Source organism: Pseudonocardia endophytica, from assembly GCF_004339565.1.
GTDB lineage: Bacteria > Actinomycetota > Actinomycetes > Mycobacteriales > Pseudonocardiaceae > Pseudonocardia > Pseudonocardia endophytica.
In genome coordinates this window covers 1,779,233-1,791,599 of record NZ_SMFZ01000002.1, presented here as the reverse complement: position 1 = coordinate 1,791,599, position 12,367 = coordinate 1,779,233, and the positions used below count along the sequence as shown (strand labels likewise).

Genomic DNA, 12,367 nt, shown 5'->3' with positions numbered 1-12,367 from the left:
CCGGCGGCGTTCACCTCCGGGACACGAACCGCACAGGCTAGTGGGCCGCCGTCACGGCGTGCGGGGTCGTATCGTCGCGCCCGGCGACGATCATCGGACCGGGGGTGTGGTGATGACGGAGGGCGTCCTGCGCTGGCTCTCCGCGGAGTTCGCCCCCGCACCCGTGCCGGACGGGTGGGCCGGCGCCGTCCGAGCACTCGGGGCGTTGCGCCCGTCGGACATCAGCCACAACGACCTGGCGGCGCTCGAACCGTCGCCGCGCCAGGCCGCCGTGCTCGTCCTGCTCGCCGACGACGGCCCGGACGGTCCCGACGTGCTGCTGCAACGACGGTCGGGCGGCCTGCGCTCGCATGCCGGGGAGGTGTCGTTCCCCGGGGGCCGTCGCGAGGACGCCGACCACGGCCCGGTCGACACCGCGCTCCGGGAGGCGGCCGAGGAGACCGGGCTCGATCCGTCCGGTGTGGACCCGCTGGTGCTGCTCCCCCGGCTCGTGCTCGGCACCGGCTACCACGTCACGGGCGTCGTGGCGTACTGGCGCACACCGGTTCCGGTCACCGCCGTGGACCACGACGAGACGGCCGAGGTGTTCCGGATGCCGCTCGCCCGGCTCGCCGACCCGGCCGTACGGCTGGCGGTGCACCACCCGATGGGCTGGTCGGGCCCGGCGTTCGACGTCGAGGGGATGGTCATCTGGGGCTACACGTCCGAAGTGCTCGGTGCCGTCCTGCGCGCGGGCGGCTGGGAGCGGCCGTGGACGCCCGGCGAGTCGGTCGAGCTGGACCGCGCGTGGGAGCGGGCGCGGCGCCGCTGACCCGCCGTCAGCCGACCGGCAGCGCCCGGGTCGATTCCCGCGCGTCGACGCCGTGGATCCAGGCCAGCCACGGGTCCAGCCCGGCCAGGCGGGCGTCGCGCGCGGCGGCCTCGTCGCCGTCGGGCAGATGCAGCAGGTCGGACGTGACGAGCGAGCTGCGCTGCACCTTGCGGGTGCGGGCCCTGCGGAGGCGCTCGTAGCGGGCGAACGCCGCGGCGTGCCCGCCGGTGCGGGCCTCGGGCGCCACGAGCAGGTCGGCCAGCACGGCGGCGTCCTCCAGACTCTGGTTCGCGCCCTGGCCGTGGTGCGGCAGCATCGTGTGCGCGGCGTCCCCGATCAGCACGACGCGCCCGTCGGACCAGCGGTTCAACGGCGGCAGCGTGTAGAGCGGCCACCGGTCGCTCTGCGGCACGGCGGTGACCATCTCCCGCACGGCGGGCGCCCAGCCGCCGAACGCGGCGGCGAGCGTGCCGTCCGGCACCGCCTGCGGCCCCGCGCCGCCGGACCACTCGTCGGGGCCCTCGAGGACGGCCAGGAAGTTGATCCGGCCGGCGTCCGGGTCGATCGCGTAGTGCAGCAGGTGCGCGTCCGGGCCCATCCAGAACTGGATCGCCGTCGGGTCGGGCAGCGAGGGCACGTCGGCCACCGGCACCAGACCGCGGAAGCCGCTGGTGCCGGTGTAGACCGGGCCGGACCCGGGCGCGACGCTCTGCCGCAGCCGCGAGTGCACACCGTCGGCACCGACCGCGACGGCCGCGTGCGCGATCTCGTCGCCGGCCAGCCGCAGCTCCACGCGGTCACCGAGGTCGACGACGGACTCGACGCGGCTACCCAGGCGGATCATGCCGTCCGGGCAGGCGCCGGCCAGCACGCGCTGGAACTCGGCGCGGTGGATGCCCAGGTAGGGCGCACCGAACCGGGCGCGGTACGACCCGTCCACACCCACCGCGAACCCGGTGATCCGGTCGTGCGTGCGCCAGCCGCGGTGGATCAGCTCGGACGGCTCGGTCGCGACGGCGTCGAGCTCGTCGAGCAGGCCCAGCTCGGCCAGGGGTCGCAGGCCGTTCGCGGACAGCGCGACGGCGGCCCCGACCTCGCGGAGCTCCGTGGCCTGTTCGTGGACGGTGACCGGGACGCCCCTGGCGTGCAGCGACAGGGCGAGCGAGAGCCCGCCGATCCCGGCACCGACGATCGCCACTGACCCGTCCATCTCCGGATTCTGGCACGCATACCGGGGCCGTTTTCCGACCTCGTCCGTCTGAGTGCTGACCCGTCCCGACTTCAACCGCCTTCGCCGGTACTCGGACCCGTCACGTCCGGATCGGCACGGAAGCCGTCCTGATCGGACGCCCGTGTGGACCTGTCGCCCGCCGTCGTCGCACAGCAGAATCCGGTGACCCCGATCACCCTGTGGAGAAGAGGATCCGATGTCCGAGACGTTCGTGCTGGTCACCGGCGCGTGGCACGGCGGGTGGGCCTGGCGGCCGACGGCCGAGCACCTGCGCGCGGCCGGGCACCGCGTGTTCACCCCGACGCTCCCCGGCCTGCACGACGGCGACGACCCGACCCGCCTCCACCTGTCCGACACCGTCGACGCCGTCGTCGACCTCGTGGAGCGCGAGAGCCTCTCCGACGTGACGCTCGTCGGGCACAGCTGGGGCGGTTACGTGATCACCGGTGCGGCGCACCGCCTCGCCTCACGGTTGCGCAAGCTCGTGTACTGGAGCGCGTTCGTGCCCGCCGAGGGCCGCCCGCTCTACGACGAGGTGCCGCCGCCGTACCAGCAGCTGTTCGACGGGCAGGCACAGGCGTCCGGCAACAACTCCGTCGCGATGCCGTTCGAGGTGTGGCAGCAGGCGTTCATCAACGACGCCGACGAGCCGATCCAGCGCCTGACCCACTCGCTGATAGTGCCGCAGCCGATGCAGTACTTCACCGAGACCGTCGACCCGATCGACCCGGCCACGCTCGGCGTCCCGGTGTCCTATGTGCTCAGTTCCGAGGACATCGCGCTCCCGCCCGGCGAGTTCGGCTGGGACCGCTTCGCGGCCCGCCTCGGCGTCGAGCCGCAGGCCGCCCCGGGCAGCCACGAGGCCTGCTTCACCCGACCCGCGGGCCTGGCCGAAGCCCTGATCAAGGCCTGACCCGCCGTTTCCGGTGCCACGTCCGGCGACACGGCACTAGGGTCGGGGCATGAACGAGCGGTCGTGCGTGATCTTCGATTTCGGTGGGGTGATCACGGCGTCGCCGTTCGAGGCGTTCCGCGCCATGGAGGAGGAGCGGGGCCTGCCGCGCGATCTCGTCCGCCGGATCAACGCGACGAACCCGGATACGAACGCGTGGGCGCGCTTCGAGCGCGGCGAGATCGACGAGGACCGGTTCGACGAGCTGTTCGGCGACGAGGCCCGCGCGCTCGGCCACGAGCTGCCAGGGCGCGACGTGCTCGCGCGGCTGGCGGGTGACCTCCGGCCCCGGATGGTGACGGCGCTGGACCGGCTGACCGACCGCGGCTACCGGCTCGGCTGCATCACGAACAACATGCCGTCCGGGCACGGGGCGCAGATGTCCCGCTCGACCGAGGCGGCGGACGCGATCGCGGACGTCATGAAGCGTTTCGGGCACGTCGTGGAGTCGAGCAGGGCCGGCGTCCGCAAGCCCGACCCGCGCGTCTACGAGATGGCCTGCGCCGCACTGGGTGTCGAGCCCGGGACGTGCGTCTACCTGGACGACCTCGGGATCAACTGCAAGCCCGCCGCCGCGCTCGGCATGGTGGCGATCAAGGTGACCGGCGAGGAGCAGGCGCTGGCCGACCTGGAGACGGCGCTGGATCTCGCCGAGGGGACGCTCGCCGCGTCTTGACGCGCCCCCGGTGGTCTCGCGACGCTCGGGGACATCCCGGTGAACGGAGGACACATGGACGTGTCGTGCGCGTTTCCCACGGCCCTGAGCTCACCCGACGACATCGCGCTCGCCGAGCGCATCGGCTACGACCGCGCGTGGGTGTACGACACCCCGCAACAGAGCCCGGACGTCTGGATGACGCTGGCGCTGGCCGCCGACCGGACGGAGCGGATCGGACTCGGCCCCGGCGTCCTCGTCCCGAGCCTGCGCCACCCGATGACGAACGCGGCCGCCACGGCGACGCTCGCCGCACTCGCCCCGGGTCGCGTCGCCGTCTCGTTCGGCACCGGGTTCACCGGCCGCCGCGCGATGGGATACCGGGCGATCACCTGGAGGTTCATGGACGCCTACATCCGGGCGTTCCGCGGGCTGCTGCGCGGCGAGACCGTCGAGTGGGAGGGCGCCCGGATGCGGATGCTGCACCCGGACGGCCATGCCCCTGCCCGGCCGGTCGACGTGCCGGTGCTGGTCGGTGCGCTCGGGCCGAAGGGCGACTCCGTCGCGCGCCGGCTCGGCGACGGCCTGTACGCGACGCTGTCCACACCGGACTTCATGACCGAGTACGACTGGGTCGCCTACCTGGCGTGGGGCACGGTGCTCGACGACGGCGAGTCCCCCGACTCCGACCGCGTGCGCGCCGCCGGTGGTCCCGGATGGGCGCTGGCCTACCACGGTGCGTACGAGTTCGGCGGCGCGGACGCCGTGCGCGGGCTGCCCGGCGGCGACGCGTGGATGGACGTCGTGGAGCGGACGCCGGAGGCCGAGCGGCACCTGTCCGTCCACTCCGGACACTGCGTGGAGCTGAACGAGGCGGACGCTGCGGCGTGGTCGGCGGGCGGGCACGCGATGCTGCGCGACGCCACGGTCAGCGGCACGGCCGACGAGGTCCGTCGCACGATCGACGACCTGGCCGCGAAGGGCGTCACCGAGATCGTGTTCCAGCCGTGCGGCCCGGACACGGCCCGCGAGCTGGAGCGCTTCCTCGACGCCGCCCGCGCCGCCGCGCCCGCCTGACCGGTCCCCGCAGCGTAGGGCCGGCGCCCCGCCCGCGGCGACACCCCGCTGCCCTCGCGCACCCCCCGTCGGCGTGTCGCACCGGTTGCGACGGGTGCGACACGCCGGGGCGGGGTGCGGCACGAGGTACCGGGGTGCGGCGGTGCGGCCGGGGTGCGGACCACCCCGACGCGAACGAGGGGCACCTTCGAGCAATCTCGTTGCTCGAAGGTGCCCCTCGTTCGGAATGGGGAGGGACGTCGTCGTCAGTGCACCGCGGGCGAGATCGCCACCGGCTCGCGGCGCGGGCGGTGGTGGTTCGCGTTGGGCGGGGTGGCCAGCACCTCGCTCGTGCGGTTGTCGAGCGCGACCTGGTCGGACAACGCGCCGTTGGACGAGAGCACGGTCTCCAGGGCGTTGAGCCAGTGCTCGTAGTAGTTCCACGGCTCGGAGTGCGAGCCGTCCTCCCACTGCTTGATCGACTCGATCAGCGAGAGCTGGAACTCGCTCCACCCGTAGTGGCCCTCGTGGTACGCGGCGACGGCCATGGCGAACGCCCGGAGCTCCCACGGCTCGTCGAAGCCCTTGTCCGCCTGGGGCATGTCGCAGAGCAGCCGCTCCACGCGCCTGCGGGCGTCGCCGATCTCCGTGGTGTCCTGCCGGAAGCCTCCGCGATCCTCGCCCACCTCGGTGGCGTCGAGGTCCTCGTAGGCCTCACCGTCGGCGAACGGGAGGCGGCCGTGCTCGTGTCCGTGGCCGTGACCCTCGCCCATCAGGGCTGCTTCGCGTAGGCGACGCCGATCATGGACTCACGGGTGACGAGCGCGGCCAGCTGCTCCTCGGTGAAGCCGTCGGTGCCGGCCGGACGCTGCGGCAACACCCAGTAGCGCATCTCCGAGCTCGAGTCCCACACGCGGACCTCCACCGAGTCCGGCACGTCGAGCCCGAACTCCTCGGACAGCACCTTGCGGGGCTCGCGCACGACGCGGGCGCGGTAGGCGGGCTCCTTGTACCAGTTCGGCGGCAGGCCCATCACCGGCCACGGGTAGCAGGAGCACAGGGTGCAGACGATGACGTGGTGCAGGTCGTCGGTGTTCTCGACGGCGACCATGTCCTCGCCCTGCAGGCCGCCGATGCCCATCTCGGCGCACGCGGTGGACGCGTTCTCCAGCAGGCGCTTCTTGAAGTCCGGGTCGGTCCACGCCTTCGCGACGACCTTCGCGCCGAGCTGCGGCCCGACCTCGTTCTCGTAGATCTCGGCCAGACGGTCCACCGCGGCGGTGGTCATCAGGCCCTTCTCGATCATCAGGGACTCGATCGCCTTCACGCGGGCGGCGATCTGCTCCTGGTGCGTGGCCTTTTCCGTGGTGCTCATCAGACTGTGTCCCTCGTAGGTCAGGCGGCCGGACGGATGTAGGGCTCCCACACGTCGAACGTGACGGTGCCGTTGGGCTCTGCGGCCTCGGCGCCCCAGAGCTCCTCGTTCGTGAACTGCACGGTGTAGACGTGCTCGGGCGCCTCGCCCTGGTTGTTGCCCGCCGTGTCCGGGTAGATCATCTCGCCGTGGGCGAGCACGACGACGCCGGTCCTGCCCCGGATGTAGCTCGCCTTGCGGGTGTGCCCGCGCGGCGCGTCGGAGGTGACCGTGACGGTGTCGCCGACGGAGAACTTCGCGGCCTTGCCGGTGTCGCGGCCCGCGGGCACGCCCGCCGGGATGGCGGCGTTCAGGAACGCGATCAGCTCGCCGTCCGGGTCCTGGTCGGGCGGCAGCGGCTCGTCCGGGTTGGACAGGTAGTGCTGGTAGCGCTTCTCGATCTCCTCGGCGGTCCAGAACCCGGTGCGCTCGCCGTGGTAGGCCACCGAGTCCACCCAGTGCTCGTAGTACGGCGAGGTCAGGTAGTGGACCGGCGGGATCAGCTCCATGCCGAAGCGGAACTGGTCCACCCCGAACATCCCGGCCTTGAACGCCAGCGGGAAGAACGTGTGGGCGTGCTTCTCCCACTCCGCCTTCCAGACCGGTTCCGACTCCGGGGGTGCGACGGCCCCGAGACCGTCCCGGCCACCCAGATCGTGGATTCCGTTCACGCCTGTCCTCCCACTGTCGTCAGTGCCGGCGGAGCGGGGAACCCGCCCACCGCTTTCTCGTACGCGTGCGCCCCACGCAGCACCGTGGCGTCGTCGAAGTTCTTCCCGACGAGCATCAGCCCGCACGGCAGCCCGTCGACGAGCTCGGCGGGCACGGTGCACGCGGGGTGACCGCTGACGTCGAACGGCGCGCAGTTGCCGATCATCGACAGGGCCGTCGTGAGGTAGTCCCCGAGCGGGGCGTCGTAGCCGAGCAGCGGGCGGGCGGTGTACGGCAGCGTCGGCATCGCGAGCAGGTCGTAGGACGAGAACGCCGCGTCGTAGGCCGCCCGCAGCTCGAACGCGAGGTTGCGGGCCATCGCGTACCACTTGCCGCCGCCGACCTTGTACGTGTGGCCGCCGGACAGCCCGACCAGCTTCACGGTCTTGGACAGCTCGGACCCGCGGGTGATCCGCTGGGCGCCGTAGTGCTCCATGAGCTCGGGGTCGTACAGACCCTGCGAGTTCATGCCGTAGGCGTTGCCGTCGATCATCTGGAACGCCGCGCCCTCGGTGGCGATCACATTCCAGACCGCCATCCCGTCGAGGTGCCATGGAATGGAGATCTCGTCGACGCTCGCGCCGGCCCCGCGCAGCACGTCGATCGCGGCGCGGACGGACTGGTCGACGCCCGCGTCGCTCTCCGGACGCCCGAAGCCCTCGGTGACCACGCCGATCCGGAGCCCCTCTGCCCCGCCGGACAGCGCGGCCGTGTAGTCGACGGGTGCGATCGACGTCGGCTGGCGCGGGTCCTGACCGTCCACGCCGGCCAGCACGCCGAGCATCAGCGCGGCGTCGGCGACCGTGCGGGTCATCGGACCGAGGTGGTCGATCGTCTGCTCGATCGGGAACGCGCCGGTGTAGGGCACCAGGCCGTGCGTGGGCTTGTGCCCGACACCGCCGGAGAACGACGACGGGATCCGGACCGATCCGCCCTGGTCACCGCCGAGCGCGAGGTCGACCTCCCCGGTGACGACGAGCACGGTGCTGCCGGCCGACGATCCGCCGGCGTTGCGGCTCGGGTCCCACGGGTTGCGCACCGGCCACGGCCTCGACGTGAAGCTCGCGCCGGAGAAGCAGAGGTCCTCGCACATCGACTTGCCGGTGATCGTCGCGCCCGCCGCGAGCAGCCGCGTGACGCTCGTGGCGTCCCGCCGGGGCACGAAGCCCTCGACCGAGGCCGAGCCGTTCGTCATCGGCACGCCCGCGACACTGACGTTGTCCTTGATCGCGACGGTCTTGCCAGCCAGCGGTCCGTCCGCGGCACCGGGGATGTTCGTCGTCACGTACCAGGCGCCGAGCGGGTTGTCGGTCGGCTCGGCCCACTCGCGGTTCGGGGTCTGCGGGGCGGTGGCCTGGTAGAGCTCCTCCACCCGCTCGGACGCGGCGAACGTGGACACGACGGCCGGGCCCATCTCCTCGAGCTCCGCGTCGGAGAGTCCGAAACCGAAATGCTCGTTCAGTGCCGCCAGACGGGCGGGGTCGGGGGGAGGGATCGCCACGGGCACTCCTCTGGTCGGCGGATGGGACTGAAAACTAGAAGCCCCCGCCGATCATGTCAATGCGAGCTGACGCGTTGACATGGAGTTAACCGGAACGCATCGAGCCGAACGTCGCACCCGTTGCGGCCGCCAGGTGCAACGGCGGCGCGACGGTGTCCGTCTCGTCCAGGACGACCGTGCCCCGCGGCAGCTCGTAGCGGCCGGCCCGCATCGCGTCGGCAACCGGCCCCGGCTCGGTCGTGCGGGCACGACGGGCCGCAGCGGCCCACATGTGGATCGCCTCGAACACCGACTCCGACAGCGACGACAGCGGCGGCGCCCACGGCCCGAACGTCCGCCGGTAGCGCCGCAGCAACGACGTGTTGCGCTCGGTGTCGAGGTGTTGGAAGTAGCCGGAGACGCCGTGGATGCCGGACCCGGCGCGGGCGCCGATCCGCTCCAGCGTCGCCTCGTCGATGGCCGGGGCGAGGCTGACCGCACGGTCTCGCAGTCCCATCGCGTGGCACTCGCGCTCGAACGCTGCGCTGTCCGCGCCGACGAAGGTGTTCAGCACGATGTCCGCCCCGGACGCCGCGACGGCCTCGACGATCGGCGCGAAGTCGGTGGTGCCGAGCGGGGCGTAGCGCTCCCCCACCAGCTGCCCGCCGTGTCGCGGCAGCACGGCTCTGGCGGCGGCGTGCACGCTGCGCGGCCACACGTAGTCGTTGCCGGCCAGGAACCAGCGCCGCCCGCCGGCGGCGCGCTGCAGCGGCAGGACCGCCGTCGCGAGCTGGGCGGCCGGGCGCTCGCCGAATCGCAGCCGCAGCCGGCTCTCGCCACCGCCCTCGTTCATGTGCGGCTGCACGACGAGCACGCCGGACCCCTGCAGTGCCGCGGACACCGCGTCGTAGGTCGCCGACGTCGTCATCAGCACGATCACCCGGCAGCCGGCGCGAACCAGCCGCCTGGCCTCCAGCGCCCCGGTCGCGGGGTCGGTCGCGTCGTCGCCGACGAGCAACTCGACCGGCCGCCCGTCGACCCCGCCGTCGTCGTTGATCTCCTCGACGGCGAGCGTTGCGACGTTCTGCGAGGCGGAGGCGAACAGCCCCCCGGAACCGGAGCGGCTGCTGATCAGCCCGATCCGCGGACCGGTCGCGGCACCCGGCGGGACGGCGAGGCCCTGCCTGCGCATCAGCCACTCCAGGCCGCGCTCGTCGATCTCGGCGTGCAGCCGGATGCGGGTGCCGCCCGGCGCCCTGTCGAAGCGCAGGCGGATCCGGCCCCGCCACGGCAGGTCGTGCGTGATCGTCAACGCGTGCGGGCGGCGCACGTCGCTGATCCGGCCGACGATCTCGACCGGCCCGGACGACCCGATCGGCGGACGCAGCGTCACGACGGCGCCCGCGGTGACGCGGTCGCAGACGGCGCCGAAGAGCCAGCCCGCCTCCGGGCCCGCGCCGAACCGGTCGAACACGACATCCGGCGGGGCGGAGGCGAACTCCTCCACCGAGACCGCGACGGCCTCCACGGCTACCGCGCTCGCACCATCATCATCCGGCCTCCGCCACGTCGGTGACGGGTCCATCCTCGACGGCCGACCGCGCGTCGCGCAACGAGTCGCGGAACAGGCCGTGCAGCAGGCGGATGACCTCGGCGGCCGCGCCGGACGGGTCGATGGAGTAGTAGCGGAAGCGGCCCTCACGCCGCTCGGTCACCAGACCGGCCACGCGCAGCACGCGCAGGTGGGTGGACACGGCCGTGCGCCCGACGCTCGTGATGCGCTCGGCCAGCGCACCCGCGCTCGTCTCGTCCTCCTCGGCGAGCACGCCGAGGATCTCCCGGCGGACGGGATCGGCGAGCGCGTCGAAGGCGAGGTCGGCGCCGGACCCGGGGTCCGACGTGTCACGGTCCGATGACATGGGCCTACGATAGCGCGCGATCCCGCCCCGGGCTCAACCCCGTTCCGTCTCCGGAGGCGATGTGTCCTGCGTCTCGCCGGCGTCCGTCGCCTCGTCGTCGCCGGTTTCGGCCAGCGTCCCGACGTCGTTCTCGGACACCACGCCGTCGTCCGGCTCGGGATCCACACCGGACCTCTCGTCGATGCGTTCACCGATGTAGCGGAGGACCTCCGCGACGACGGCCGCGACCGGCACCGCGAAGAACGCGCCCGCGATACCGAACAGGCTGCTGCCTCCGGTGACGGCCAGGATCACGACGGCCGCGTGCAGCCCGAGCCCCTTGCCCTGCACGAGCGGCTGCAGCAGGTTCCCCTCGATCTGCTGCACGGCGAGGATCAGGATCAGCACGAACAGCGCCTGCAGGGGCCCGGCGGACACGAGCGCGACGAGCACCGACAGCGCCCCGGCGACCAGCGCGCCGACGATCGGCACGAACGCGCCGAAGAACGTGAGCACGGCAAGGGGCAGCGCGAGCGGGATCCCGAGCAGCACCAGTCCGATCCCGATGAACACGGAGTCGACGAGCCCGATCAGCGCCTGGCTGCGGATGAACCCGCCGAGCCGACCCCACACCCGGACGCCGACGGTCGACAGGTGAGCGCCGGCGGTCGGGCCGCTCAGGCGCCGCAGCCACGGCAGGAACCGGGGGCCGTCCTTGACGAACAGGAACGCGACGACGACGGCCAGCACGATGTTGACCAGCCCGGTGGCGACGGTCGAGATGCCGGTGACGACGCCACCCGCGATCGAGGCGGCGTTCTGCTGCAGGCGCTCGGTGGCGACCTGCACGGCCTGCCCGATCTGGGTCTGACCGAGGTTGAACGGCGGCCCGGCCAGGAACGCCTGCACCTGGTCGATGCCGCCGATCGCGCCCTGCGCCAGCTGCGGTGCCTGGTCGGCGACGGTCGGGATGATCGCGACGACGACACCGACCAGGATCCCCAGCGCCAGCAGGAACACGACGGCCGTCGCGAGCAGGCTCGGCCACCCCCACGCCCGCAGGCGGGTGACCAGCGGCTCGAACACGCTCGCGATCAGCAGCCCGAGGAACACCGGGAACGCGACCGGCCACAGCCACCCGACGATCAGCCCGAGCAGCACGAGCGCGGCGGCGATCAGCAGGAGCTGCCCGCTCCACCGGGCCAGGCGACGGGCACCGTCGTCGATGACCCGTTCCCGGGTGGGGCGCGGCTCGGTCGTCATGTCGCGCAGTCTCGCAGGGACCCATCGGGCACGCCCGCAACCGCGCCCGGTCGTCGCTAGACTTCCCGGCTCGTGGCCGATCCCCGCACCCGCGCCGACCTGACCGCCGACCTGCGCGGACTCGGCCTGACCGCGGGGGACGCCGTGTTCGCCCACGGCGCGCTGCGCAGCGTCGGCCCGCTGATCGACGGCCCGGACACCCTCGTCGGCGCGCTGCTCGACGCGGTCTCCCCTGGCGGGACCGTGCTGGCCTACACGGACTGGCAGGCCCCGTACACCGACCTGCTCGACGACGACGGCAGGCTGGCGGAGCGGTGGCGTCCGCACGTGCCGGGGTTCGACGCGGCGACGTCGCACGCGATCCGCGACAACGGCGCCCTCCCGGAGTTCCTGCGGCAGTGGCCCGGCGCGCGTCGCAGCGGCTCCCCCGGCGCGTCCGTCGCAGCGCTCGGAGACCGCGCGGAGTGGTTCACCGCCGACCACCCGGTCGACTACGGCTACGGCCCCGGCTCGCCGCTGGCCAGGCTCGTCGAGGCGGGCGGGACGGTCGCGATGATCGGCGCGCCGTGGGACACGATGACGCTCCTGCACCACGCCGAGCACCTGGCCGACCTGCCCGGCAAGCGGATCGTCCGTTCCGACGTCCCGTTCGCGACGCCGGACGGCATCCTCTGGCGGACGGTCGAGGAGTTCGACACGTCCGACCCGATCGTCGACGGGTTCGACGACGACTACTTCGGCACGGTCGTCGGAGACTTCGTGGCGGCGGGGAACGGCCGCACCGGACGGGTCGGCGACGCGGACTCGCTGGTCGTGGACGCTCGGGCGATGTGCGCGTTCGCGGTGCGGTGGATGGAGGAGCGGGCCGGGCGGCCGTGACCCGGCGGAGCGGGTCA

General features: G+C 73.0%; 13 protein-coding genes. 5 read left to right on the top strand and 8 right to left on the bottom strand.

The annotated features are described in order from the left end of the window. Nucleotides 1-112: 112 nt before the first annotated feature. Nucleotides 113-811, top strand: coding sequence for an NUDIX hydrolase (locus EV378_RS27280; protein WP_132430255.1), 699 nt, complete (start codon nucleotides 113-115; stop codon nucleotides 809-811). Between the two features lie 7 nt (nucleotides 812-818). Here the strand turns inward: EV378_RS27280 and EV378_RS27275 are convergent, their stop codons facing one another. Further along, nucleotides 819-2,021 carry an FAD-dependent monooxygenase gene (locus EV378_RS27275; RefSeq protein WP_243653785.1) on the bottom strand — a complete coding sequence of 401 codons (1,203 nt, stop codon included), beginning with the start codon at nucleotides 2,019-2,021 and terminating at the stop codon, nucleotides 819-821. A gap of 217 nt (nucleotides 2,022-2,238) precedes the next feature. Here EV378_RS27275 and EV378_RS27270 point away from each other — a divergent pair, with 217 nt between their 5' ends. The 3 genes from EV378_RS27270 to EV378_RS27260 are packed head-to-tail and all read left to right on the top strand — an operon-like array spanning nucleotide 2,239 to nucleotide 4,726. After that, nucleotides 2,239-2,955, top strand: a complete 717-nt coding sequence (locus EV378_RS27270) for an alpha/beta hydrolase (protein ID WP_132430254.1) — start codon at nucleotides 2,239-2,241, stop codon at nucleotides 2,953-2,955. A 49-nt stretch (nucleotides 2,956-3,004) separates the two neighbouring features. Next, entirely contained in the window at nucleotides 3,005-3,670 is a 666-nt protein-coding gene (locus EV378_RS27265) for an HAD-IA family hydrolase (protein ID WP_132430253.1), read from the top strand. A gap of 54 nt (nucleotides 3,671-3,724) precedes the next feature. Next, entirely contained in the window at nucleotides 3,725-4,726 is a 1,002-nt protein-coding gene (locus tag EV378_RS27260) for an LLM class flavin-dependent oxidoreductase (protein ID WP_132430252.1), read from the top strand. 245 nt (nucleotides 4,727-4,971) lie between these two features. Here EV378_RS27260 and EV378_RS27255 read toward each other — a convergent pair whose 3' ends face one another. The 7 genes from EV378_RS27255 to EV378_RS27225 form a co-directional block, all read right to left on the bottom strand. After that, nucleotides 4,972-5,478: a nitrile hydratase accessory protein gene (locus EV378_RS27255; protein WP_132430251.1), complete on the bottom strand. Its 507-nt coding sequence runs from the start codon at nucleotides 5,476-5,478 to the stop codon at nucleotides 4,972-4,974. Continuing rightward, nucleotides 5,478-6,080: a nitrile hydratase subunit alpha gene (gene nthA / locus EV378_RS27250; RefSeq protein WP_132430250.1), complete on the bottom strand. Its 603-nt coding sequence runs from the start codon at nucleotides 6,078-6,080 to the stop codon at nucleotides 5,478-5,480. Before nthA ends, EV378_RS27255 begins: the two co-directional genes overlap by 1 nt. A 20-nt stretch (nucleotides 6,081-6,100) precedes the next feature. Beyond that, entirely contained in the window at nucleotides 6,101-6,790 is a 690-nt protein-coding gene (gene nthB, locus EV378_RS27245; RefSeq protein WP_132430249.1) for a nitrile hydratase subunit beta, read from the bottom strand. Further along, the gene (locus EV378_RS27240; protein WP_132430248.1) at nucleotides 6,787-8,331 is read right to left on the bottom strand and encodes an amidase; all 1,545 of its coding nucleotides are present in this window, start codon (nucleotides 8,329-8,331) and stop codon (nucleotides 6,787-6,789) included. Before EV378_RS27240 ends, nthB begins: the two co-directional genes overlap by 4 nt. 85 nt (nucleotides 8,332-8,416) lie before the next feature. Further along, on the bottom strand, nucleotides 8,417-9,838 hold the full coding sequence (locus EV378_RS27235) for a substrate-binding protein (RefSeq protein WP_207908878.1): 1,422 nt from the start codon (nucleotides 9,836-9,838) through the stop codon (nucleotides 8,417-8,419). A 22-nt stretch (nucleotides 9,839-9,860) separates the two neighbouring features. Then, nucleotides 9,861-10,229 (bottom strand): ArsR/SmtB family transcription factor, encoded by a 369-nt coding sequence (locus EV378_RS27230; protein WP_132430246.1) that lies wholly within the window; start codon nucleotides 10,227-10,229, stop codon nucleotides 9,861-9,863. 33 nt (nucleotides 10,230-10,262) lie between these two features. Continuing rightward, a complete protein-coding gene (locus tag EV378_RS27225; RefSeq protein ID WP_132430245.1) occupies nucleotides 10,263-11,471 on the bottom strand; it encodes an AI-2E family transporter in 1,209 nt (402 codons plus the stop codon). Nucleotides 11,472-11,543: 72 nt separating this feature from the next. Here EV378_RS27225 and aac(3) point away from each other — a divergent pair, with 72 nt between their 5' ends. Next, nucleotides 11,544-12,350, top strand: a complete 807-nt coding sequence (aac(3), locus tag EV378_RS27220; protein WP_132430244.1) for an aminoglycoside 3-N-acetyltransferase — start codon at nucleotides 11,544-11,546, stop codon at nucleotides 12,348-12,350. Nucleotides 12,351-12,367: the final 17 nt, after the last annotated feature.